The sequence below is a fragment of the Pseudomonas sp. IT-P395 genome, assembly GCF_949767675.1.
In the GTDB taxonomy this organism is placed as follows: domain Bacteria; phylum Pseudomonadota; class Gammaproteobacteria; order Pseudomonadales; family Pseudomonadaceae; genus Aquipseudomonas.
Map to the genome: position 1 here is coordinate 144,915 of NZ_CATKPW010000011.1, position 20,586 is coordinate 165,500.

Sequence of the window (20,586 nt, forward strand, 5' to 3'; positions counted from 1 at the left end):
CGTTCCCCCTCTGTTTTGCACAGACCCTGAAAACAACAAAAAAGAGATCGACTCATGAAGTACGAACCTTTGGCCAAGTCGCTGATAGCGACCTCACTGGCACTCAGCTGTCTCATGGCTCACGCGGCGTCAGTCGCTCCGGTTGCCGCCGAAAACGGCATGGTGGTCACCGCGCAACATCTGGCCACCCATGTCGGCGTCGACGTACTGAAAAGTGGCGGCAATGCCGTCGACGCGGCGGTCGCCGTGGGTTACGCGCTGGCGGTGGTTTACCCCGCAGCGGGCAACCTCGGTGGAGGCGGCTTCATGACCATTCAACTGGCGGACGGGCGTAAGACCTTCCTCGATTTCCGCGAAAAAGCCCCGCTGGCGGCCACCGCCAACATGTACCTCGACAAGGAAGGCAACGTAATTCCCGATCTCAGCACCCGTGGACATTTGGCGGTGGGCGTACCGGGCACGGTGTCCGGCATGGAACTGGCGCTGAGCAAATACGGGACCAAGCCACGCAAGGAAATGATCGCACCGGCGATCAAACTGGCGGAAGACGGTTTCGAACTGGAGCAGGGTGACGTCGAGCTGCTGGAGTACGCCACCGACGTGTTCAAGAAGGACATGCGCGATTCCGGCTCGATCTTCCTCAGCAAAGGCGAGCCGATGCAGGTCGGGCAGAAACTGGTGCAAAAGGACCTCGGCAAGACCCTGCGGACCATTTCCGAGAAAGGCGCCGACGGCTTCTATAAAGGCTGGGTAGCCGATGCCATTGTCACTTCCAGTCAGGCCAACAAAGGCATCATCACTCAAGCTGACCTCGACAAATACAAGACCCGCGAACTGGCACCGGTGGAGTGTGATTACCGTGGTTACCACGTGGTCTCGGCGCCGCCGCCAAGCTCTGGCGGGGTGGTGATCTGCCAGATCATGAACATCCTCGAAGGCTATCCGATGAAGGACCTGGGCTTCCATTCCGCTCAGGGTATGCACTACCAGATCGAAGCGATGCGTCACGCGTATGTCGATCGCAACAGCTATCTCGGCGATCCGGATTTCGTCAAAAATCCGATCGAGCACCTGCTGGACAAGAACTACGCGACCAAACTGCGCGATGCCATCCAGCCGCAAAAGGCCGGCGTGTCGGCTGAGCTCAAGCCTGGTGTAGCGCCTCATGAAGGCAGTAACACTACCCACTATTCGATCGTCGACAAGTGGGGCAATGCGGTGTCGGTCACCTACACCCTCAACGATTGGTTCGGCGCCGGCGTGATGGCAAGCAAGACCGGGGTGATCCTCAACGATGAAATGGACGACTTCACCTCCAAGGTCGGCGTGCCGAACATGTACGGTCTGGTGCAGGGTGAAGCCAATGCGATTGCCCCGGGCAAGGCACCGCTGTCATCGATGAGCCCGACCATTGTCACCAAGGACGGCAAAGTGGTGATGGTGGTCGGCACGCCGGGCGGGAGCCGCATCATCACCGCGACGTTGCTGACCATGCTCAATGTCATCGACTACGGCATGGGCTTGCAGGAGGCGGTCGACGCGCCACGCTTCCACCAGCAGTGGATGCCGGAAGAAACCAACCTCGAAGACTTCGCCGCCAGCCCCGACACGAAGAAGCTCCTCGAAAGCTGGGGCCACAAATTCGCCGGGCCGCAGGACGCCAATCACATTGCCGCGATTCTGGTCGGCGCACCGTCGCTGGGGGGTAAACCCGTCGGGAAAAACCGTTTCTACGGCGCCAACGATCCACGCCGCAACACTGGCTTGTCACTGGGTTACTAAGAAGCGTAAAAAAGGGGGCGGGCTCACATCCGCCCCCGTCTCAAGGACTGATCAAGGAAGGCTCATCATGACCACCGCATTGCTGATCATCGACGTCCAGCGCGCCCTCTGCTCGGGCGAATACCAGTGCCATGACATTCACCGTGTAATCGACACCATCAACGGCCTCAGCGCCCGCGCGCGCAAGGCAGGTGTGCCAGTGGTGCTGATCCAGCATGAAGAAAAGGACAGCCCGTTGGCCCATGGTGCCGAAGGCTGGCAACTGGCCGAAGGGCTTGATACATCGCCGAAAGACTTGCGCGTACGCAAGACCACCCCGGATTCGTTCTACCAGACTGACTTGCGCAAACTGTTGCCGAGCGAAGATTTCGAAAAACTGCTCATCTGCGGTCTGCAAACCGATTACTGCGTCAATGCCACCGTGCGCCAGGCCCATCAACTGGGTTATGACGTGGTGCTCGCCGCCGACGCGCATTCCACCGTCGACAACGGCAACATGAGCGCCGAAGACATCATCACCGAGCACAACAAGGATCTGGCGCACCTGACCGGCTCCGTGGCGCGCATCGACGTCAAACCCGCCGCCGACATCAGGTTCTGACTACCCACACCAAACCTGTAGGAGTGAGCCTGCTCGCGATAGCGGTGTGGCATTTGATGCAGCATCGTCTGACAGAACGCTATCGCGAGCAGGCTCACTCCTACAGTGATTGCGAAACCCTGATTGCTATGTACATCAGGGATTTCCGCTGGCAGCACTGGCATACTGCGCGCCGTCCGAAGAATGGAATCTCTCGATGTTCGCGATCTCCCTGCGTTATGCCTTGCTGCTGACGTCCCTTGCGTTTGCCTCTGTTACCCACGCCAGCAGTTTCGATTGCTCCACGGCCAACAACAAAACCGAAAAAGCCGTTTGTGGCGACCCGCAGATTTCGCTGCTCGACGAGAAGCTGGGCAAGCTCTGGCATTCGACATTGGCCAGTGTCCCCGATGCCAAAGCCCTCAAGGCTGACCAGCGGCAGTGGCTGAAAAGTCGCAACGCCTGCGGCGATCAGACGGCCTGTTTGCGCCGCGAGTATTTGATGCGGCTGAGCGAGCTCGAACACGCTACCCAGCCGTTCAGTTGGGACGCAACCTGGCAACTCATACCGCCGGGGACTTCAACCTCGGCAACGGTGATAACCCAGCGCCGCGATGCCACGCACATCAGCATCGACATCACGGCGGCTGAGGGTGCCAACTCCGGTGATCTGGATGGCGTTGCCACACTCAACGACGGTAAAGCCGTTTACTCGGAAGATGAGTGCACCCTGTTGTTCACTCCCATCAACGGTGTGCTGGATATTTCGCTTGCAGGGGAAGGCGGGTATTGCAGTGCCGGATTGGGCGTCTACTACACCGGCCGTTTTGTCGCCTCGGAGCACCCGCTGACACTGGATTACGACATGCTCAGCCTGGGCCTTGCACAAACACCGGAAGAGAACCAGGCACTGCACACCTTGCTCAAAGGTGATTATCAGACACTGGTGGAAAAGTCCGGCTCCCTGATGACGGGTGAGCCAGGCACCGATGTGCCGGGCAGTCAGGTCTGGGAGATGTGGATGCGCGGTCTGGGTGGCACCGGCATCGTGATGCGCTCATCCGATGGCCATTTCTGGGTGTTGTTGGTGACCTACGACAGTTCCGGCCATTCGCGTCTGCGCTACTACACCAACGTGGCGAAATGGAAAAAAGTTCTACCCGATGCCTTGCACGACTGGAATGAGCGCATGAAAGCTCATCTGGAGCTGCCCGTAGACTTCATGCCCTGATCTGCGGGGGTAGCCCATCCGCTCACGTCGCAAACAAAACCCCACGAATCCCGCCCACCCGCGGCGTCACCACGACACCCTCCAGCACCATCCGCGTAATCGTCTGCGCCGCCGTTTGATAATCCTCATCCTGCGGCACTTCGCGCCCCATGATCCGCCCCATCTGCCAGCCAATGTTGGTGTACGTGCGCGTTGCCGACCAGATGAACAGCATCAGATGCTCAGGATCCACCGGCGCCAGCAAGCCGCGATCGATCCAGCTGCGCAGGCATTCAACATTACGCCGCGCTTCGGCCTGCAACAGATCGCGGCACTCAGCCGGCAACTGTCGACCGCCCAGCAGCAACTCGCCACTGAATACCTTGGCAATCGCCGGATGCTCGCGAGCAATACGAATCCGCGCGGCAACGTAAGCACGCAGCCCCGTCAGCGGGTCATCACTTTCACGCAGCGCCGCTGAAGCTTCCAACAGCGGCTCGACAAACCCCAGCAGTACTTTGCAGTAGAGGTTTTCCTTGGTCTGAAAGTAATAATACAGATTGGCCTTGGGCACCCCGGCACGCGCCGCAATATCGCGAGTCTGGGTGGCGTCGAAGCCGTTGGCGGCGAACTCTTCGCGGGCAGCGGCGAGGATCAACTGCTCGTTGCGGACGCGGATGGCACTCATGGCAATACAGGTTGGCTGGACGGCATGGATAGATTCTGGCGATTTCGGTCTCGCAATATACAAAACTATATAGCGATGAGGCCAGCACACTCGAGGGACGGCGCTATGCTGTTTCGATCATTGCTTGGAAACGGAGCGGGGACATGACTCTTCAGGTACTGCGGGCCGACGTCACACACCTGGATGCGGTGGCGCCGTTGTTCGACGCTTATCGAGGCTTTTACCAGCAACCATCGAACCTTTTGCAATCGCGGGCCTTCATCGCTGAACGCATGGCTGCCAGCGAATCGGCGATATTTCTCGCGCAGGATGAACACGGCGAGGCGCTGGGATTCGTGCAGTTGTACCCGACGTTCTCGTCCATCGATGCCCACCGCACCTGGCTGCTCAGCGACTTGTTCACCGCACCCGCTGTCCGTGGACGCGGGGTGGGTCGATTGCTGATGAACACGGCGCGTGACTTTGCCTTGGCGAGCGGTGCCAAGGGGCTGGTGCTGGAAACCGCCACCAACAACCTTATGGCGCAAGATTTGTACGAATCCCTCGGCTACGTGCGCGACAGCGGTTATTACACCTACATCCTCGACTTGCGGCAGGGCTGAGCAAATTTTTTTGCGATTTCCCGAATTCAGGCTTTCGCCCGACCGCCGCTCTCTCTAGAATCCGCCCGGCCTTCAAAATGAAGGCGCAATGCCATCATCTGGATGTGTATACATAGGGACGGATCATCATGCAATTCGGGAAAATTCTGGCGCTGGGGCTGGTACTTGCGCTGGGCGGTTGTGCCAGTTTCACCAAAGACGAAGTGGCGCCGGTGACCATGCCGTCGATGGCCAGCTACACCAATAAGCCAAACGTATACGTCGATTTCGATTTCTATCAGGGCGAGCCGAAAAGTGGTTCCGCCGTGGAAGTGCCGCAAGCACGTGATCAACTGAAACCACAGCTGCAAAAAATCCTCACTGACTCGGGTCTGTTCGGCCGTGTCACCCTGGACGAGTTCCAGAAGCAGCCGGGGGACTACAGCCTGCGTCTGAAAATGTACAACCATCCGCCGAATGCCGGTTCCATGGTACTGGGCTTTATTAGTGGTTTCAGCCTGGGGGTGATCCCGGCGTACGGCACCGATCAGTACTCCATGAGCCTGGAAGGCATGGATGGCCAGGGTCAGGCCCTGACCACCGCGAGCAATCATGATGCGATCGGTACCTGGATCGGTATCTGGTTCATCCCGCTGATGGCCAACACACCGAAAGACGCGGTGAATGACACTTTCACCCGTCAGGTCAACGCGCTGCTCAAGCAAATGGTCGATAGCAAAAACCTGAAGTACTCGGCACTCGAAACCGCTATTCCAATGGCCTGAAGAAAAAAAGAGCCGCAATCGCGGCTCTTTTTTTGCTCTTACTTCAGGGCCTGAATGAACTGTGGATCGCTGTACAGTTCCTTCAGCAGGTCACGCACCATCGGGTTGTAAGCGTTGACCGCGTTCGGAATCGCAATGAAGCCGAAAAAGCTGCTGCTCCACTGGCTGCTGACATTCTTGGTGGCGTCGTACACCACATCGTTGCCGTTGAGCAGGGTGAAGCGAGCGGCGAGTTTGCCGTCGCCCGTGCCCATGCCTGCGGACAGTTCGTTCTTCACCACCAACACTTTCAACTGACGCTGCGCCTGCGGATCGAGCAGGCCGGCCTTGCGCAGTTCTTCAGTGATCGCATCCTGAATGTGCGCCGGGATGCTGCCGGACGGCGAGCGAACCGGGTTGGCGCGAACCACCAGCGAACCTTCACCGGATTCGGCCGTGACCTGAGGATTGCTGATCGCGTGGAGCGGCGGGGTTTGCTTGAGCTTCTGCACGTTCTCGAAGCTTGGCTCGTAACGAGTCATGGTCATGCCACAGCCTTGCAGTAGCAGGGCCAGCATCGGGATCAACAACAGCGACTTCTTCACGGCAGTTCCTTGCGTGGGAATAGAGGAGGGCGCGAATTATGGGCAGAGTGCCATCATTGGGCAACCTCGTTCGTCTGCGTGTTGAGCAATCGCTCGATCTGCGCCAATTCCCAGGTACTGAGTAAACTTACCGGATCGGTGCCATAACGCTGCCAGCTCTCCAGCGCGCCTTCTTGCCCATCACCATTGCGGGCGAATTCACAGTGATGTAACCGGCTACCTTCAAAGTCCAGCAGCAGGTGCCAGCCCTCGATATCGACCGCGACCCGCCCCGCCTCGTCAGGCATCTCGCAGACTTTGAAAGTGAGGACACCCAGCGCCGCTTCACGCAAACGCTGGCACACCTCGCGGGCGCTCAGAAAGGCAGACATGTTCAACTCAATGGATACAGGAACGCGCCAGCATAAAGCCCGAGCCGACAAGTGTCAGCGTTCACTGGCCCGATCCCGGACAATTCCGTAACATCCGCAACCCTCTTTTCTCCGAACACCTGCAGTCGCGCTCGACGGCTGCTCAATCAGGTAAGCCATGAAACCGATTCGTCTGCGCGCCGATGTCCTGGCCGGACTCACCACCTCGTTTGCCCTGTTGCCCGAATGCATTGCGTTCGCGCTGGTGGCGCACCTCAATCCGCTGATGGGCCTGTATGGCGCCTTCATCATTTGTACACTGACGGCGTTGTTCGGCGGCCGGCCAGGCATGGTCTCCGGCGCGGCGGGTTCGATGGCCGTGGTCATCGTCGCGCTGGTGGTGCAACACGGCGTGCAGTATTTGCTGGCGACGGTGTTGCTCGGCGGTCTGATCATGATGGCGTTCGGGCTGCTGCGCCTGGGCAAACTGGTGCGCATGGTGCCGCACCCGGTGATGCTCGGCTTCGTCAACGGCCTGGCGATCATCATTGCATTGGCGCAACTGGAGCATTTCAAGAGCGGTGAAGACTGGCTCAGCGGTACGCCGTTGTACCTGATGGCCGGACTGGTGGCGCTGACCATGGCCATCGTCTACATCCTGCCGCGTCTGACGAAAGCGGTGCCGCCGGCACTGGTAGCGATTCTCGGCGTCGGTCTGCTGGTCTACCTGTTCGGCCTGCCGACCCGCACCCTTGGCGACATGGCACACATCGCCGGCGGCTTGCCGACGTTCGCCTTGCCGGACATCCCGTGGAGTCTGGAAACCCTGCGCATCATCGCGCCTTACGCAATCCTGATGGCGCTGGTCGGTCTGCTGGAAACCCTGCTGACCCTCAACCTCACCGACGAAATCACCGAAACCCGTGGCTACCCGGATCGCGAGTGCGTGGCGCTCGGTGCGGCCAACATGGTCAGCGGCGCGTTCGGTGGCATGGGCGGTTGCGCGATGATCGGCCAGACCGTGATCAACCTCAGTTCCGGCGGGCGCGGGCGCTTGTCCGGCGTGGTTGCTGGCGTGCTGATCCTGCTGTTCATTCTGTTCCTGTCGCCGTTGATCGAGCGTATTCCGCTGGCGGCGCTGGTCGGCGTGATGTTCGTGGTGTCGCAGCAGACCTTCGCCTGGGCGTCGTTGCGGGTGGTCAACAAAGTGCCGCTCAATGATGTGCTGGTGATCATCGCCGTGACCACCATCACCGTGTTTACCGATCTGGCCACTGCGGTGCTGTGCGGCATCATTATTGCGGCGCTCAACTTTGCCTGGCAGCAGGCCCGTGAGCTGTATGCCGATGAGCATCTGGAGGCTGACGGCAGCAAGCTCTATCGTCTGCACGGCACGCTGTTTTTCGCCTCGACCACGCCGTTCCTCAATCAGTTCGATCCGGCCAATGATCCGGCCCGGGTGACTTTGGATTGTCGGCATTTGAGTTTTGTCGATTACTCGGCGATTGCGGCGTTGAAGACTTTGCGCGAGCGATATGCCAAGGCGGGTAAGCATTTGCAGGTGTTTCATTTGTCTGAGCGCTGCAAAAAATTACTCAAGCGTGCCGGTGTCGACCACGACTGAAGGCGCTGGCGCTGGCGCTGGCGCTGACGCTGACGCTGACGCCTTCAGCCAGGTCTTGCTGAGAATCCGCGAGACCTGATCGGCCGAGTAGGGCTTGGCGAGAAACTCGAAACCCTCGTGACCGTAGCGCGCCAGTTCTTCGCTGTAGCCGGAGGTCAGTATCACGGGCAGATCCGGGCGGCGACGGCGCAATTCCCTGGCGAGCGCGACTCCCGTGATACCGGGCATGACGACATCGGAAAACACTGCGTCGAAAGCCCTTGCGTCTTCGCCTGCCAACTTCAAGGCTTCTTCGGCGTTGGTGGCCCACGTCGTGTCATAGCCCAGATCCTGCAGGATCTGATTGGCGAAGCGGCCAACGTCCAGATTGTCCTCGACCACCAGCACCCGGCGCTTTTCATGCGGCGCCTGCAGTTCGCCTTCGTCCGACGTCTCGCTGGCCTGCGGCGCAACCGCCGGTACCTGGGGCAGGTACAGCGTAAACTGCGTTCCGTGACCGACCAGGCTGGACACATCGACATTACCGCCCGATTGCTTGGCAAAGCCGAACACTTGCGATAACCCGAGCCCTGTGCCTTTGCCGACATCTTTAGTGGTGAAGAACGGTTCGAAAATATGCTCAAGAGTATGCGCATCGATACCGCCGCCGGTGTCCGACAGTGCGATGGACACAAACGGGCCGCTGGCGCCGCCATGACCGCGAATCGCTGGCAGTGGTTTGTCGCACTCAAGGCGCAATTTCAGCAGGCCTTGGCCATTCATCGCGTCACGGGCGTTGAGCGCGATATTGATCACTGCGGTTTCGAACTGACTCAGATCGACGCGGATGTAGCAGGGTTGGTCCGGCCGTTCGACGCTGACATGAATTTGCGCGCCCGTGACAGACTCGAGCATTTCACCGATGTTCGCCAACCGTTCGCCCGCATCGACCACTTGCGGGTTGAGCGGCTGACGCCGGGCAAAAGCAAGTAATTGGCTGGTCAGCTTGGAGGCGCGCTCGACGGTGTCGGAAACCGCGCGCATATAGCGCTGACGACGCTCCTGCGGCAGGTTGGGCTGGCGCAGGAAATCCACTGACGAGCGAATGATAGTCAGCAGATTGTTGAAATCATGGGCCACACCGCCGGTCAACTGGCCGATGGCTTCAAGCTTTTGTGACTGGCGCAGCGCCGACTCCGTTTCGGCCAGACGCAAGCTGCGTTCCTCGACCCGCTGTTCCAGCGTGGCATTCAGTTCCGCCAGCGCCAGCAGGCCTTCACGCACGTTGGCATCGGCGCGGACCCGTTCGATGTGCGCCCAGCAACGCTCGGTGACTTCGCTCAGCAGTGACTGTTCGAAGCGCGACCAGGCTCGCGGCACATTGTCGTGCACCGCCATCAGTGCGGTCAGTCGTCCTTGCTTGATCAACGGCACGCAAATGGTTGCAGTGATGCCGATGGCCTGGAAGGTTGCCGATTCTTCAGGGGCGAGTTCGCTGCGGTTGTCATGGATGATCAGCGGTTCGCCGGCACGTAGCAAGGTCACGGCTTTCTCACCGAAGTCGCGCAGTCGATAGTGGCCGACGATGCTTGGCGAGCCGGGCGCCGCCCAATCGCCGCGAATGGTGAAACCGTCCTCATCGGCGTCCATGTCGGCGTAGGCACAGTTTGACAGCTGCAGATGTTCGACCATCAGACGCGTGGTGATGGCGAGAATGGCTTGGGCATCGGTCGCGTTGGCAACGGCGTTGCCGAGCGCCTCAAGCACGGCCAGACGCTGGTTGAGAAAAACCGTCTGGGTGGTTTCCGTAACGGTATCGAGCATGCCGACCACGTTGCCGAGCGAATCGCGGATCGGGCTGTAGCAGAAGGTAAAAAACGCCTGCTCCGGTCCGCTGCCTCGCTCGATGGTCAGCGCAAAGTTTTCGATGTAAGTGGCTTGCCCGGCGTACGCCGCATCGGCAATCGGGCTGATCTCGCTCCAGGCTTCTTCCCAGATCTTGCTGAAAGGTCTTCCCAGAGCGTTCGGTTTAGCGCCGAGAATCGGCAGGAAGGCGTCGTTGAACAAGGTGATCAGTTCTGGCCCCCAAACGATGGCTTGAGGAAAGTGCGAGGCAAGACTGAGCGAGACCGTGGTCTTGAGCACATCGGGCCAGTTTTGCAACGGACCCAGCGGGGTGCTTGCCCAATCATGGCGTCGAATCTGCTCGGCCATCTCACCGTTGTCTTGCAACCAGTCTGTCATGGGAATCGTGTCTTTCCGGGCATCTGCGTGTGAAGAAAGACCTTTGCGCGCGGTGTTTGGTTTCAGCACGCCCGCTCGCAGTGAAACTGTTTTTTCAGGTCTGCGCACATCATTGCACGATGCGTGAGACAAAACGATTTGTGACAAGGGCGCCGGCTCCCGCCGGAGACGAGACGCCCCACAAAATATTGAGGGGCTGCTGCGCATTCCGGCGGGAGCAAGCGCCCTCGCCACAGTGTTTGTCAGGTTTTGATCAGGCATCGATGGCCGGGAAATCGATATCCGTCAGCGCCGCGTTGTTCAGGTAGTTGGTCAGGCTCTGCACGGCCACCAGTGCAATCACTTCAATGATCTTCACATCGTCGATACCGGCAGTGCGGGCGGCGGCGATCTGTTCATCACTCAAGTGGCCGCGACTTTCGGTCAACTGACGGGCGAGGGCGGCGTAGGCGTTGAGTTCGCCTTGGCGGGCGGCGACGATATCCTGTGCCGAGAGCCCGGCCTTGCCGGCAAACAAGGTGTGCGCCGCCAGGCAGTAATCGCAACCGTTGACCTGCGAGGTGGCGAGGTACACCGCTTCTTTTTCCTGGGCGCTCAGTGAGGTCTTGCCGAGGATTGCTGAGGCTTGCACGTAGGTTTCCAGGGCCACCGGCGCTTTGGCCAGGGTGGTGAATACGTTGGGCAGGAAACCGATTTTCTTTTTCACGCCTTCCAGTACTGGGCGGCTGGCGTCGGTGGCGGTTTCGAGGCTGATAGCGTGGATGCGGCTCATGGTGATTCTCCGAAAATCCGGTGCGAAGTGCGCCGGGGATGGAGGTCATGTTATTGAGTGAGGCTGGTGGATTGGCGGCAAATCGTCGAGGATATGCGGCAGATCGTCCAGATCTGGCGTTCGCTGACAGATTTGTAGTGACTGGACGGGCGTCTTCGCGAGCAAGCTCACTCCCACAGGGGAATGCATTTCAAATGTGGGAGCGAGCTTGCTCGCGAAGGTCGCGACGCAGTCTCAGCGCTGAAAAGAATACAAGCCGCCCGATAACTGTTGGAGCCGTCCATGGATCGCCTGTCTACCTTGCTCAGCCATTTCGGCGTCAATGCCGGGACCTTTCACAGCGGCACGTTTTGCGGCCTCAGCGTTCACGACGGCGAGCCATGCGGCCATGTTCATTTGTTGCAGGCAGGCGAGTTGCTGCTCAAACCGGGCAGCGAACGCGAGATTCGCCTCAGTGAACCGTCGCTGATCTTCTTTCCCAGACCCTTCGCCCATCGCATGTTCGCCGACGAGGCGATGGACACCCAAGTAGTCTGCGCAACGTTGACGTTTGATGGCGGTTCCGGCAATGCGCTGGCGGCGGCACTGCCGGATTATCTGGTGCTGAAACTGACGGATATTCCGGAACTGGGCAACACCGTGGAATGGCTGTTCAAGGAAGCGTTCGAAGGGCATTGCGGGCGCGTGGCGGTGATGGATCGACTGTTCGAACTGCTGGTTATTCTGTTGCTGCGGCACTTGATCAGCAGCCGCGAACAACAACCGGGAATGATCGCCGGGCTGGCCGATCCACGTCTTTCGCGCGCCTTGAACTCGATGCACGAGCAACCGCAAAAGCCCTGGAGCGTGGCGGATCTGGCCGCTGTCGCCAACCTGTCCCGCGCCGGGTTTGCCGAACAGTTTCGCCGTGTCGTCGGGCAGACGCCGGCCGATTATCTGCTGAGCTGGCGCGTCAGTCTGGCGCAGAAACGCTTGCGTGAAGGCAAGCCGATTGCGCTGATTGCCGAGGAGGTCGGTTACGAAAGTCCTTCGGCGCTGGCCCGGGCGTTTCGGCGCAAGACCGGGCTCAGCCCTCGCGAGTGGAAGGCCGGCGCCTGAGGATCATTTGGCGAATTTCTTCGCCCCGGCAACACACAGGATAACGCCCAGCGTCACGGCAAGCATGCCGAGGCTGACGTGTTCATGCAGCAGCGTCGCCGCCAGCGCCAGACCGAAAAACGGCTGCAATAATTGCAACTGACCCACCGCCGCAATCCCGCCCTGAGCCAGACCGCGATACCAGAACACAAAGCCGATCAGCATGCTGAACAGCGACACATAGCCCAGACACACCCACGCCGACAGGCTGATCGTGCTGAACGAGGCGGGCGCCAGCCACAGACTCAAAACCGCCATCACCGGTAGCGACAGCACCAGTGCCCAGCAAATCACCTGCCAGCCGCCGAGGGTTCGCGACAACTTCGCGCCTTCGGCATAGCCGAGGCCGCAGGCCAGAATGGCGGCGAGCATCAGCAGATCGCCGGTGGGCGAGGCGGTCAGCCCTTGCGCGAGCGCGAAGCCGACCACCAGCGCGCTGCCGAGAATGGAGAAAATCCAGAACACCGGTCGCGGCCGCTCACCGCCGCGTAGCACAGCAAAAATCGCTGTGGCCAGTGGTAGCAATCCGACAAACACAATCGAGTGCGCCGACGTCACGTGTTGCAGCGCCAGGGCGGTAAGCAGTGGAAAGCCAAGCACCACGCCCAGCGCGACAATCAACAGCGACAACCACTGATCGCGCGCCGGGCGCGGCTCGCGAAACAGCCATAGCAGTGCCACCGCCAACACCCCGGCGATGGCAGCGCGGACCACGGTGAAAAACACCGGATCGAACTCCAGCACCGCCAGACGCGTGGCCGGCAGCGAGCCGCTGAAGATCACTACGCCGATAAAACCGTTGATCCAGCCGCTGGTTTTTTCCAGTGCCGGGGTCGTCAGATTAGAAGTCCGTTCCATAGCAGATCACGCTCAGAAGTGGGTTGCATTGCGGCCATACTAGAGCCGAGAATCAGCACAATCAAAGAATTGTCATGGATACATCCGGCATGCCACGTTCGCGCTACAAGACAATCGTCGATGCCTATGCGGCGGACATTCGCTCGGGCCAGTTGCCGCCGGGTACGCGACTGCCAACCCATCGGCAACTGGCGACTGAGGAGGGGCTCGCGCTGGTCACGGCTTCGCGGGTGTACGCGGAGCTGGAGGCGATGGGCCTGGTCAGCGGCGAGGCCGGCCGTGGCACGTTTGTCCGCGAAACCTCGCTGGCACCGGGGCAGGGCATCGACCAGAAGCAGATTGCGGTCGGCATGATCGACCTCAATTTCAATTACCCGTCATTGCCCGGTCAGGCTGACCTTTTGCGCACTGCGTTGCGCCAGTTGGCGTTGTCGGGAGATCTGGAAGCGTTGCTGCGTTATCAGCCGCACGCCGGTCGTGCCCACGAGCGCGCGTCAGTCGCTCGGCATCTGCTGACGCGCGGCGTGCAGGTCGAAGCCGAGCAAGTGCTGATCGTCAATGGCGCCCAGCAAGGCCTCGCCGTCACGTTGATGGCATTGCTCAAACCCGGCGATGTGATTGCTGCCGACGCCCTGACCTATTCCGGGTTCAAGGTACTGGCCGAAGCGTTGCACCTGGAAGTCGTGGCGATTCCGCTGAGTGCGCAGGGGCCGGATCTCGCAGCGCTGGACACACTCTGCCGCAGCCGCTCGGTGCGCGCCGTGTACAGCATGTCGACGTTGCACAATCCGCTGGGCTGGGTGATGCCGTTGGCGCAGCGCGAGCAGTTGGTGGCGATTGCCCGTCGACATGATCTGACGATCATCGAAGACGCGGCCTACGCATTTCTGGTGGAAAACCCACCGCGTACGCTGATCGATCTGGCACCGGAACGCACGGTGTACGTCTCGGGTCTGTCGAAAAACATCGCCACCGGCCTGCGCGTCGGTTTCATTGGCGCCCCGCCAGAAACGGTACCGGCTCTGGAGCGCATCATCCGCGCCACCACCTGGAACACACCGGGCATCATGACCGCCATTGCCTGCGGCTGGCTCGACGACGGCACGGTGACGCTGCTTGAGGAGCAGAAGCGCAACGACGCCAAGGCGCGACAAGCGCTGGCGGCCGAAGTGCTGAAAGGGTTGCCGAGCATTGGCCATCCGGCGTCGTACTTCCTGTGGCTGCCGCTGCCGGAAGACGTGCGCGCCGACCAGATTGTCGTCGAGCTGATGCACGAGCAGATTTCGGTCACCACGGCGGAGCCGTTTTCGGTGTCGGGCAATGTACCGCATGCGATTCGTTTGGCATTGGGTTCAGTCGACATGGAGGTGTTGCGTCAGGCACTAAGCAAAATCAGAAAGATCATTGGCGCTTACCTGTAAAAACAAAATGCTACCCTTGCGCCGCCCGATGCAGACCGACCCGGAACCCTCGATGAAAAACACCGCTGCACTGTCACTCGCCGTGATTCTCGGCACCAGCCTGTTCAGTACGTTCAGCCATGCCGCAGGCGACCCCGAAGCCGGCGCGAAAATCTTCCCGCGTCTGTGCGGCGGCTGCCATCAGGTTGGCGAATCGGCCCGTCCCGGATTCGGCCCGCAACTCAACGGCATCATCGGCCGGCCCGCCGGTACCTCGGCTAATTACGTGTATTCCGAGGCGATGAAGAATTCGGGGGTGACCTGGGATCGCGAAACGCTGATCGCCTATCTGAAGGACCCGAAAGGCGTGGTGCCCGGCACGCGGATGATTTTCTGGGGGCTGAGCGACGAAGAGAAGCTCGATAATCTGCTGGCTTACCTCCAGACCTTCTCGCAATAACGCTAGGCGCTGCAGAAGGCTGCGATCTTTTGGTCTTGCTTCTAAAAACAAGACGTGAAGATCGCAGCCTGCCGGTTTACTGCTTGTGCAAATCTCCCGGTTTCCACGCCTTGTCGAAGAATGCCTTGGTCGGCCCGTACAAGCGCAGGATGACAAAGAACCCTTGCCCCGGCAGGGTCTTGATCCAGTTCTTGCCTGCGCCCGGTGAGTCCGGGCCGAAGTGCACGTCAATCGAACCGTCGGCATTGGTCACAGGTTTGTCCATGGTGTTCAGCGAAGGGAACGGCTGGCCGTTATCCACGCCGGACGCCGTGATCGAGTCATACGCGGTGACCGACCAGAACAATGCCGCCGGAATACCTTTGGGCAGGTTGAGCGTGTAGTGGTGGCTGCCGGAGAGAAACTCTCCCTTGGCATCGACGAACGTGGCCGGGTATTTGGCGCCGACGTTTTCCATGTTCACCGCCATGCCCGGACTGGCCGAGTAAGCATTGGTGAAGAAACCTGTCCGTGGGTCAATGTAGTTGAAGGTGTCCGCCGTGAAGGTCGCATTGCCGGGGAATACGTTCAGCCATTTGCGATCCGGGTACCAAGTGCCGTTAGCGACGATGGTTTGCGGCGTGTACGAGATGGCATGACCGATCTTGCTCGCGGTTTTCGCCGCGTTGTCGAGCAGCTTGCGGCTCGCCGCATCCGGGCTGAACGGCTGGCCCTTGACGATGCCCAGTGCGGCGAGCATGCCGCGCATCTCCATGTCCTGCGGGTCGACGTATTCGTGATCGATGAACCGCGCGAGCATGTCGAAGGCGCTGCTGTCGGTGGGGTAGAGCATGTTGACCGGGGTTTTCGAGGCGTTTGGAAATTGCATCGGCTTGGCGCTGGCCTGTTTGCCCAACGGATAGATGCGCGTTTGCTCCATGACCTTGACCGGCGCTTCAAGCTGTTGCGGGTCTTTGAAGAAGCCGCGCCAGAACACGAACACGCCGTAAGTGCGTGAACGATAGGTCAGATAGCCGGCCGGCACGTCACCCTTGTAGTCCGGCGGCAGCAGCAGATATTTCGCGCCTTTGCCCTTGTCCGGCCCCGGCAGGCCGACGTCACCGCACCATTGCCGCCCTTCGATCTGGGCCTCGGAGCAGATCGGTCGCTGGAAAAAGTCATCGAGAATGCCCTGCAACCCCGGCGGCACTTCGATCACCATCGGCCCGTCCTGCTTCAGGTCGAGATAGCCCATGGCGTAAATCACATCGGAGTTGGGCGTGGTTACGCGGGTCTTGGCGTTGAGGCGATCCTTCCAGATCGGCAACACGTTGTAGCCGGCGCCGAAGGCTTTTTCCGAACCCTCTTTCATGGCGTACATGTTCAGCGCCGGCAGCGCCCAGATATACGATTGCACGCCGCGTTGGAACAGCAATTCTTCCTTCAACTGGGCGACACCATCAAGCGTCGGATAGCCCCCGGCGAAAGGCAGGTCAGCCAGTTGTTGATAATGCGAGGCGGCTTGTGCGCCGAGACTGACCGAGGCGGCCAGACTCAAGGCTTTGATGAAGATATTCATGATCACGACCTCCCTGTTGCGCTCAATTGGTTTTCACGACGGCGGGCGGCACCCACTGGCCGTTCAGCGCAGCCGGCTCAGGCCAGTACGCGCGAATGTAGAGGGAAAACCCGGCGTCCCTGGGCGCTGGCAACCAGTTGCTTTCCTTGTCCTTGCCCGGCGAGTTGCTTTGCACATAGATCGTCAGTGAGCCGTCGGCGTTGGTTTGCAGCGACTTGTTCTTGGTGCCGATCGAGTAACGTTTGAGCTCGTTGGGCGAGAAGAAATGCTGTTCGTTGTACAGCGTCAGTGACCAGAAGCCCTTCACTGGCGGCAGCTGGCCTTTGGCAAAAGTTACGGTGTAGCCGTTCTGACCATTGAGGCGGGTGCCGGACTTGTCGAGGTCCTGATAGAAGTACTTGGTCTCCTTCTGTTGGTTGACGAAGATGTTCGAACGCGCCACGGCGGTGCGGGTGAAATAGTCTGTGCCGAATGCGGCGCCGTTGCTCACGGTGCTCCAGTGATCGGGCAATGGCAGACCGTAGTTGCGGAACTGCAACAACGGATCGATCACCTCGCTGTCGGCCTTTTTCGCTTCGTCGATCATCGCGGCCTTGAGTTGTGGGTCGGCCTTGGCGATCGCGCTGAGCGCGGTCATTTGTGCGTAGCGCGCTTCTTCACCCGGCAGCGGTTTGGCGTCGTTGAGCAGGGCCGGTAGTTCATCGAAGAATTTCTCCGGCATCACCCATCTGGTTTCACCGCTGCCAGCAGCTTGCGCCGGAAATTTCGGCAGTTTTGCCCAGTCGCGATGTTTGACCTTGCCGTCGTATTGCGACAGCGGATACATATCCACGCCCGACAACGAGGCTTGAATGGCCATGCGGTCGGCAGCGCTGTCGTCCTGGAACACGCGGGGAATCACGAAACCGGTGTTGCTGCGCGCGCGGAACACTTTATTGATCCCGGCCGGCACCGTGCCTTTCCAGTCGGGGCCGACCAGCAGATAGAAACCGGGTTGGGTGTCATACATTTTGCCGAGTTCGGCAAAACTGTCGGAGCGCACATCAACCACCTGATAGACCCAGAAGCGACTGCCGAAATCCGGTACCTGCAGCACCACCGGCTCCAGATCCAGGGCAATGCTGCCGGCGCCGTAGACCACGTCCTGATTCGGGCAGGCCACCAGGCGTTCGGCCGGGTCGATGTAGTCGCTGAGCATCGACAGTCGATTGATCGGTGCCACCGGCACAATGCCGCCCATCAAGCCGGGCTCGGGAAGGTCCTTGAACGCTTGGCGCCGGTTGAAAATATTGGCCATTGGCCAACCCCAGAAATACGCTTCGCGCGCCATCATGCGCACATAGGGTTCGGTGACTTTGGTCCCGGCGACGGGGCCGGCAACGGGACCGAGGGGCGCGGTTTCGGTGGCGAAGGCCGGCGCGGCGATGGCGCACAGGGCGGCAGCAAATGTCAGGGCAAACAGGCCCTGACGAGGATGGCGGCGATTCATATAGCTTCCTTGCTCGAGGATTCACCCATGATCGGTGAATCGCAGAAAAGATAGCTGAAGTTTTGGAGTTCGCCGGGACTTGTCCGCGATTCAAGTATTGCTGTGTTCGGGCGATATGCCGGACACCCAAGTCCCGGATTGAATGTGACATGAGAAAATTGTTCGGCGTTATTGCTGCCTTCGTTTTGCTAACGGGTTGCGTGACCAAAGATCTCAGCGTTGAAGACCGCCAGCAGATCAAGACCCTGAAAGTGCTGCCGGTGTTTGTCGCCGTCGACAACTTTCAGTACACCAGCATGACGCAAGCCTGGGGTGCAGGCCTGGGCGCTGGAGCCGGCGCAGCGGCGGGCATGGCCTCCGGTGCTTCGACCGTTGGTGCCGGTGCGTTGACGGGGGCGGGCTCCGTCGCAGGGACAAAAGCGGCGGACGTGTCCACCGGAGATATTACTCTGGCGATTCGCAACAACATGAAGACCCATGACATTGACCTGAGCAAGTTGATTCGGCAAAGCTTCGAAAATCGCGTGCAGCAGGAGCATCTGTTTACCGTGGTGGGCGAGGGTGAGCGAGCCGATGCCGAGGTCGAAATTCTGGTATCGCAATGGGGACTCTGCCTGAAGAACTTCAGCACCGTGCTGTACCCGGTGATCGGCGCCACGGCTCAAATCAAGCGCAACGGCTCAGCGGTCTGGCGCAATTTCGACACCATTTCCGTGTCCAACGATGCCAACACCATCGCCTACACACCGGAGCAGTACGCCACGGATCCCGAGGCGTTGCGCAAGGCATTCAGCCATGTGTCAGATCTGGTGGTCGGTAAGCTGGTCGAACACCTGAAACAGTGAAGGGCTGATCATGCGACCTGATTACGGCCCGCTGCTTTGGCTTGATAGAGCTGCTGATCGGCGCGCTTGATCAATGCGTTGTGGCTGTTGTCGGCCGGATCCGCCAGGCCGACACCGATGCTCACCGTTACATTCCCGACCACCGGAAAATCGGCCTCGGCAACCGCCGCGCGAATCTTCTCGGCGACGACTTCCGGGGTGTCGGGTTGGGCGATTTCCGGCAACAGCACGGCGAACTCTTCGCCGCCGTAACGAGCGACGAAATCGGTGGTGCGCAGGCTGCTCTGAATCAACTGCGCCAACTGTTGCAGCACCTCATCGCCCGCAGAGTGGCCGTGGCTGTCATTGATTTGTTTGAAGTGATCGGCATCGATCAGCAGCAGGGAAAACGGGCGTCCGGTGCGGCGGAACAGCAGTGTGTATTCGGTGAGTTTTTCATCGAAACGGCGACGGTTGTACACGCCGGTCAAGCCATCGTGAGTTGCCAGGCTCAACAGTTCGGCGTTGGCCTGCGTCAGCGCTGCGGTGCGTTGCGCCACGGTGGCTTCCAGCGAGGCATTGGCCTCTTGCAGTTCGCGCTCTTTGCCGAGCAGTGATTGCGTCATCGCATCAATGGACTGGCCCAACTGGGCAATTTCTCGCACCGGGTGTTGCAGCGGAAATTGCGCGCCGGGTTCCTTGTTCTGCACCTGTCGGGCCGAACGGGCGAGCTGTTCGATCGGGCGGCTCAGATACAGCGCCAAATAGTAGGCGACGAGGCCGAACAGCACCGCTGCGACCACCCCCAGTAGCAGCAATTTGTACATCAGCAGGCGCGCCGGTTGCAGCGCGGTTTCCAGTGGCTGGCGCACGGCAATCGACCACGACAGCGCCGTACTCGATGGCGTCGGGACGCTGACCATGCTGGTGAGGAAGCCGTTACCCGCGGTCCAGCCCTGCAACTTCGAATCAGTCGCCGCCAGTTGCTGGCCCATCAGTGCTTCGGGATAGAGAATCTTGCCATCGTGATCGATGATCAACGCTTCGATATCCGGCATTGAGTTTTTATGCGAAAACGCCGCCGACTCAACAATGCGCGTGACCCAGCTCCAGTGTGCATGGGCGCCCAGGACACCAATCACCTGACCGTCGGCGTTGCGGATCGGCGCGGCGAAATCGATGAAACGCAGCGGTTCACCGTTCGGCAGCCCCGGCAGCAATTTCGCCAGCAACACCGCTTCGTGAGGGTCGCCGGTGTACTCACTGCGTAAACCGGCCTGGAACCACGGCCGTTGTTGCACTGATTGACCGACCAGCAACTCGTTGACGGCCTGATGCACCTTGCCCTCGGCATCGGTCACGCCCATCCACGCATACTCAGCGCGGGCCTGAGTGCGCAGTTGCATCGATTTCAGAATCGCCGGGTTGTCCAGATCGCCACGCTCAAGATGCGGCGCGCGGCTGAGCAGATAAACCTCCAACTGGCGTTCGCGCAGTTGTTCACCCAGCAACGATGCGGCCGAGCGCGCCGTGTTGAGTAGCGCATTGCCGCTGGCCTGCTTCATTTGTTCAGTGGCGATGTGACCGACATAGAAGCCAACGCTGAGCAGTGTCAGCAGGGATAAACCGGTAAACCAAAGGGTGAGGTGGCTACGCAGACTGGCTTTGAGCATGGGCAGGC

19 protein-coding genes are annotated in these 20,586 nt (G+C 60.0%); 10 read left to right on the plus strand and 9 right to left on the minus strand.

The features are described 5' to 3' along the window. The first annotated feature begins 54 nt into the window (after positions 1-54). The 3 genes from ggt (at position 55) to ACM6IN_RS09250 (ending at position 3,593) form a co-directional block, all read left to right on the plus strand. A complete protein-coding gene (gene ggt, locus ACM6IN_RS09240; RefSeq protein ID WP_007908112.1) occupies positions 55-1,782 on the plus strand; it encodes a gamma-glutamyltransferase in 1,728 nt (575 codons plus the stop codon). A 67-nt stretch (positions 1,783-1,849) separates the two neighbouring features. Continuing rightward, a complete protein-coding gene (locus ACM6IN_RS09245) occupies positions 1,850-2,383 on the plus strand; it encodes a cysteine hydrolase family protein (protein ID WP_007908113.1) in 534 nt (177 codons plus the stop codon). A 196-nt stretch (positions 2,384-2,579) separates the two neighbouring features. Further along, the gene (locus ACM6IN_RS09250) at positions 2,580-3,593 is read left to right on the plus strand and encodes a lysozyme inhibitor LprI family protein (protein ID WP_095113672.1); all 1,014 of its coding nucleotides are present in this window, start codon (positions 2,580-2,582) and stop codon (positions 3,591-3,593) included. A gap of 22 nt (positions 3,594-3,615) precedes the next feature. On the opposite strand, the gene ACM6IN_RS09255 is transcribed toward ACM6IN_RS09250, so the two are convergent. Then, a complete protein-coding gene (locus ACM6IN_RS09255; protein ID WP_414915831.1) occupies positions 3,616-4,260 on the minus strand; it encodes a TetR/AcrR family transcriptional regulator in 645 nt (214 codons plus the stop codon). 143 nt (positions 4,261-4,403) lie between these two features. On the opposite strand from ACM6IN_RS09255, the gene ACM6IN_RS09260 reads away from it, so the two are divergent. Both ACM6IN_RS09260 and ACM6IN_RS09265 read left to right on the plus strand, forming a co-directional pair. Next, the gene (locus tag ACM6IN_RS09260; RefSeq protein WP_414915832.1) at positions 4,404-4,862 is read left to right on the plus strand and encodes a GNAT family N-acetyltransferase; all 459 of its coding nucleotides are present in this window, start codon (positions 4,404-4,406) and stop codon (positions 4,860-4,862) included. A 128-nt stretch (positions 4,863-4,990) separates the two neighbouring features. Then, the gene (locus ACM6IN_RS09265; protein ID WP_007908119.1) at positions 4,991-5,626 is read left to right on the plus strand and encodes a hypothetical protein; all 636 of its coding nucleotides are present in this window, start codon (positions 4,991-4,993) and stop codon (positions 5,624-5,626) included. A 38-nt stretch (positions 5,627-5,664) separates the two neighbouring features. On the opposite strand, the gene ACM6IN_RS09270 is transcribed toward ACM6IN_RS09265, so the two are convergent. Beyond that, on the minus strand, positions 5,665-6,210 hold the full coding sequence (locus ACM6IN_RS09270) for a hypothetical protein (protein WP_007908120.1): 546 nt from the start codon (positions 6,208-6,210) through the stop codon (positions 5,665-5,667). A gap of 53 nt (positions 6,211-6,263) precedes the next feature. Further along, on the minus strand, positions 6,264-6,581 hold the full coding sequence (locus tag ACM6IN_RS09275; RefSeq protein ID WP_007908121.1) for a hypothetical protein: 318 nt from the start codon (positions 6,579-6,581) through the stop codon (positions 6,264-6,266). Positions 6,582-6,738: 157 nt separating this feature from the next. Between ACM6IN_RS09275 and ACM6IN_RS09280 the strand changes: the two genes are divergently transcribed. After that, a complete protein-coding gene (locus ACM6IN_RS09280) occupies positions 6,739-8,184 on the plus strand; it encodes a SulP family inorganic anion transporter (RefSeq protein WP_414915833.1) in 1,446 nt (481 codons plus the stop codon). Here ACM6IN_RS09280 and ACM6IN_RS09285 read toward each other — a convergent pair. Then, positions 8,152-10,407 carry a GAF domain-containing protein gene (locus tag ACM6IN_RS09285; protein WP_414915834.1) on the minus strand — a complete coding sequence of 752 codons (2,256 nt, stop codon included), beginning with the start codon at positions 10,405-10,407 and terminating at the stop codon, positions 8,152-8,154. The genes ACM6IN_RS09280 and ACM6IN_RS09285 overlap by 33 nt on opposite strands. A gap of 253 nt (positions 10,408-10,660) precedes the next feature. Further along, complete coding sequence (locus tag ACM6IN_RS09290) at positions 10,661-11,179, minus strand: carboxymuconolactone decarboxylase family protein (RefSeq protein ID WP_414915835.1); 519 nt, start codon at positions 11,177-11,179, stop codon at positions 10,661-10,663. A 282-nt stretch (positions 11,180-11,461) separates the two neighbouring features. On the opposite strand from ACM6IN_RS09290, the gene ACM6IN_RS09295 reads away from it, so the two are divergent. Beyond that, a complete protein-coding gene (locus tag ACM6IN_RS09295; protein ID WP_414915836.1) occupies positions 11,462-12,277 on the plus strand; it encodes a cupin domain-containing protein in 816 nt (271 codons plus the stop codon). Positions 12,278-12,280: 3 nt separating this feature from the next. Here the strand turns inward: ACM6IN_RS09295 and ACM6IN_RS09300 are convergent, their stop codons facing one another. Further along, on the minus strand, positions 12,281-13,174 hold the full coding sequence (locus ACM6IN_RS09300; RefSeq protein WP_414915837.1) for a DMT family transporter: 894 nt from the start codon (positions 13,172-13,174) through the stop codon (positions 12,281-12,283). Positions 13,175-13,263: 89 nt separating this feature from the next. Between ACM6IN_RS09300 and ACM6IN_RS09305 the strand changes: the two genes are divergently transcribed. Beyond that, complete coding sequence (locus ACM6IN_RS09305; RefSeq protein ID WP_414916086.1) at positions 13,264-14,595, plus strand: PLP-dependent aminotransferase family protein; 1,332 nt, start codon at positions 13,264-13,266, stop codon at positions 14,593-14,595. Positions 14,596-14,647: 52 nt separating this feature from the next. Further along, positions 14,648-15,034: a c-type cytochrome gene (locus tag ACM6IN_RS09310; protein WP_414915838.1), complete on the plus strand. Its 387-nt coding sequence runs from the start codon at positions 14,648-14,650 to the stop codon at positions 15,032-15,034. A 76-nt stretch (positions 15,035-15,110) separates the two neighbouring features. Here ACM6IN_RS09310 and ACM6IN_RS09315 read toward each other — a convergent pair whose 3' ends face one another. Both ACM6IN_RS09315 and ACM6IN_RS09320 read right to left on the minus strand, forming a co-directional pair. Next, positions 15,111-16,592, minus strand: coding sequence for a DUF1254 domain-containing protein (locus tag ACM6IN_RS09315; RefSeq protein ID WP_414915839.1), 1,482 nt, complete (start codon positions 16,590-16,592; stop codon positions 15,111-15,113). Positions 16,593-16,614: 22 nt separating this feature from the next. Next, positions 16,615-18,081: a DUF1254 domain-containing protein gene (locus ACM6IN_RS09320; protein ID WP_414915840.1), complete on the minus strand. Its 1,467-nt coding sequence runs from the start codon at positions 18,079-18,081 to the stop codon at positions 16,615-16,617. Positions 18,082-18,230: 149 nt separating this feature from the next. Here ACM6IN_RS09320 and ACM6IN_RS09325 point away from each other — a divergent pair, with 149 nt between their 5' ends. Further along, on the plus strand, positions 18,231-18,926 hold the full coding sequence (locus ACM6IN_RS09325) for a hypothetical protein (protein ID WP_414915841.1): 696 nt from the start codon (positions 18,231-18,233) through the stop codon (positions 18,924-18,926). A gap of 8 nt (positions 18,927-18,934) precedes the next feature. On the opposite strand, the gene ACM6IN_RS09330 is transcribed toward ACM6IN_RS09325, so the two are convergent. Beyond that, positions 18,935-20,578, minus strand: coding sequence for a diguanylate cyclase (locus ACM6IN_RS09330; protein WP_414915842.1), 1,644 nt, complete (start codon positions 20,576-20,578; stop codon positions 18,935-18,937). Positions 20,579-20,586 lie beyond the last annotated feature (8 nt).

Coding starts and splice junctions, on each gene's coding strand:
- ACM6IN_RS09295 (WP_414915836.1), top strand. CDS start 11,462: ATGGATCGCCTGTCTACCTTGCTCAGCCATTTCGGCGTCAATGCCGGG.
- ACM6IN_RS09310 (WP_414915838.1), top strand. CDS start 14,648: ATGAAAAACACCGCTGCACTGTCACTCGCCGTGATTCTCGGCACCAGC.
- ACM6IN_RS09300 (WP_414915837.1), bottom strand. CDS start 13,174: ATGGAACGGACTTCTAATCTGACGACCCCGGCACTGGAAAAAACCAGC.
- ACM6IN_RS09305 (WP_414916086.1), top strand. CDS start 13,264: ATGCCACGTTCGCGCTACAAGACAATCGTCGATGCCTATGCGGCGGAC.
- ACM6IN_RS09260 (WP_414915832.1), top strand. CDS start 4,404: ATGACTCTTCAGGTACTGCGGGCCGACGTCACACACCTGGATGCGGTG.
- ACM6IN_RS09275 (WP_007908121.1), bottom strand. CDS start 6,581: ATGTCTGCCTTTCTGAGCGCCCGCGAGGTGTGCCAGCGTTTGCGTGAA.
- ACM6IN_RS09330 (WP_414915842.1), bottom strand. CDS start 20,578: ATGCTCAAAGCCAGTCTGCGTAGCCACCTCACCCTTTGGTTTACCGGT.
- ACM6IN_RS09280 (WP_414915833.1), top strand. CDS start 6,739: ATGAAACCGATTCGTCTGCGCGCCGATGTCCTGGCCGGACTCACCACC.
- ACM6IN_RS09250 (WP_095113672.1), top strand. CDS start 2,580: ATGTTCGCGATCTCCCTGCGTTATGCCTTGCTGCTGACGTCCCTTGCG.
- ACM6IN_RS09320 (WP_414915840.1), bottom strand. CDS start 18,081: ATGAATCGCCGCCATCCTCGTCAGGGCCTGTTTGCCCTGACATTTGCT.
- ACM6IN_RS09285 (WP_414915834.1), bottom strand. CDS start 10,407: ATGACAGACTGGTTGCAAGACAACGGTGAGATGGCCGAGCAGATTCGA.
- ACM6IN_RS09290 (WP_414915835.1), bottom strand. CDS start 11,179: ATGAGCCGCATCCACGCTATCAGCCTCGAAACCGCCACCGACGCCAGC.
- ACM6IN_RS09265 (WP_007908119.1), top strand. CDS start 4,991: ATGCAATTCGGGAAAATTCTGGCGCTGGGGCTGGTACTTGCGCTGGGC.
- ACM6IN_RS09255 (WP_414915831.1), bottom strand. CDS start 4,260: ATGAGTGCCATCCGCGTCCGCAACGAGCAGTTGATCCTCGCCGCTGCC.
- ACM6IN_RS09245 (WP_007908113.1), top strand. CDS start 1,850: ATGACCACCGCATTGCTGATCATCGACGTCCAGCGCGCCCTCTGCTCG.
- ACM6IN_RS09315 (WP_414915839.1), bottom strand. CDS start 16,592: ATGAATATCTTCATCAAAGCCTTGAGTCTGGCCGCCTCGGTCAGTCTC.
- ggt (WP_007908112.1), top strand. CDS start 55: ATGAAGTACGAACCTTTGGCCAAGTCGCTGATAGCGACCTCACTGGCA.
- ACM6IN_RS09325 (WP_414915841.1), top strand. CDS start 18,231: ATGAGAAAATTGTTCGGCGTTATTGCTGCCTTCGTTTTGCTAACGGGT.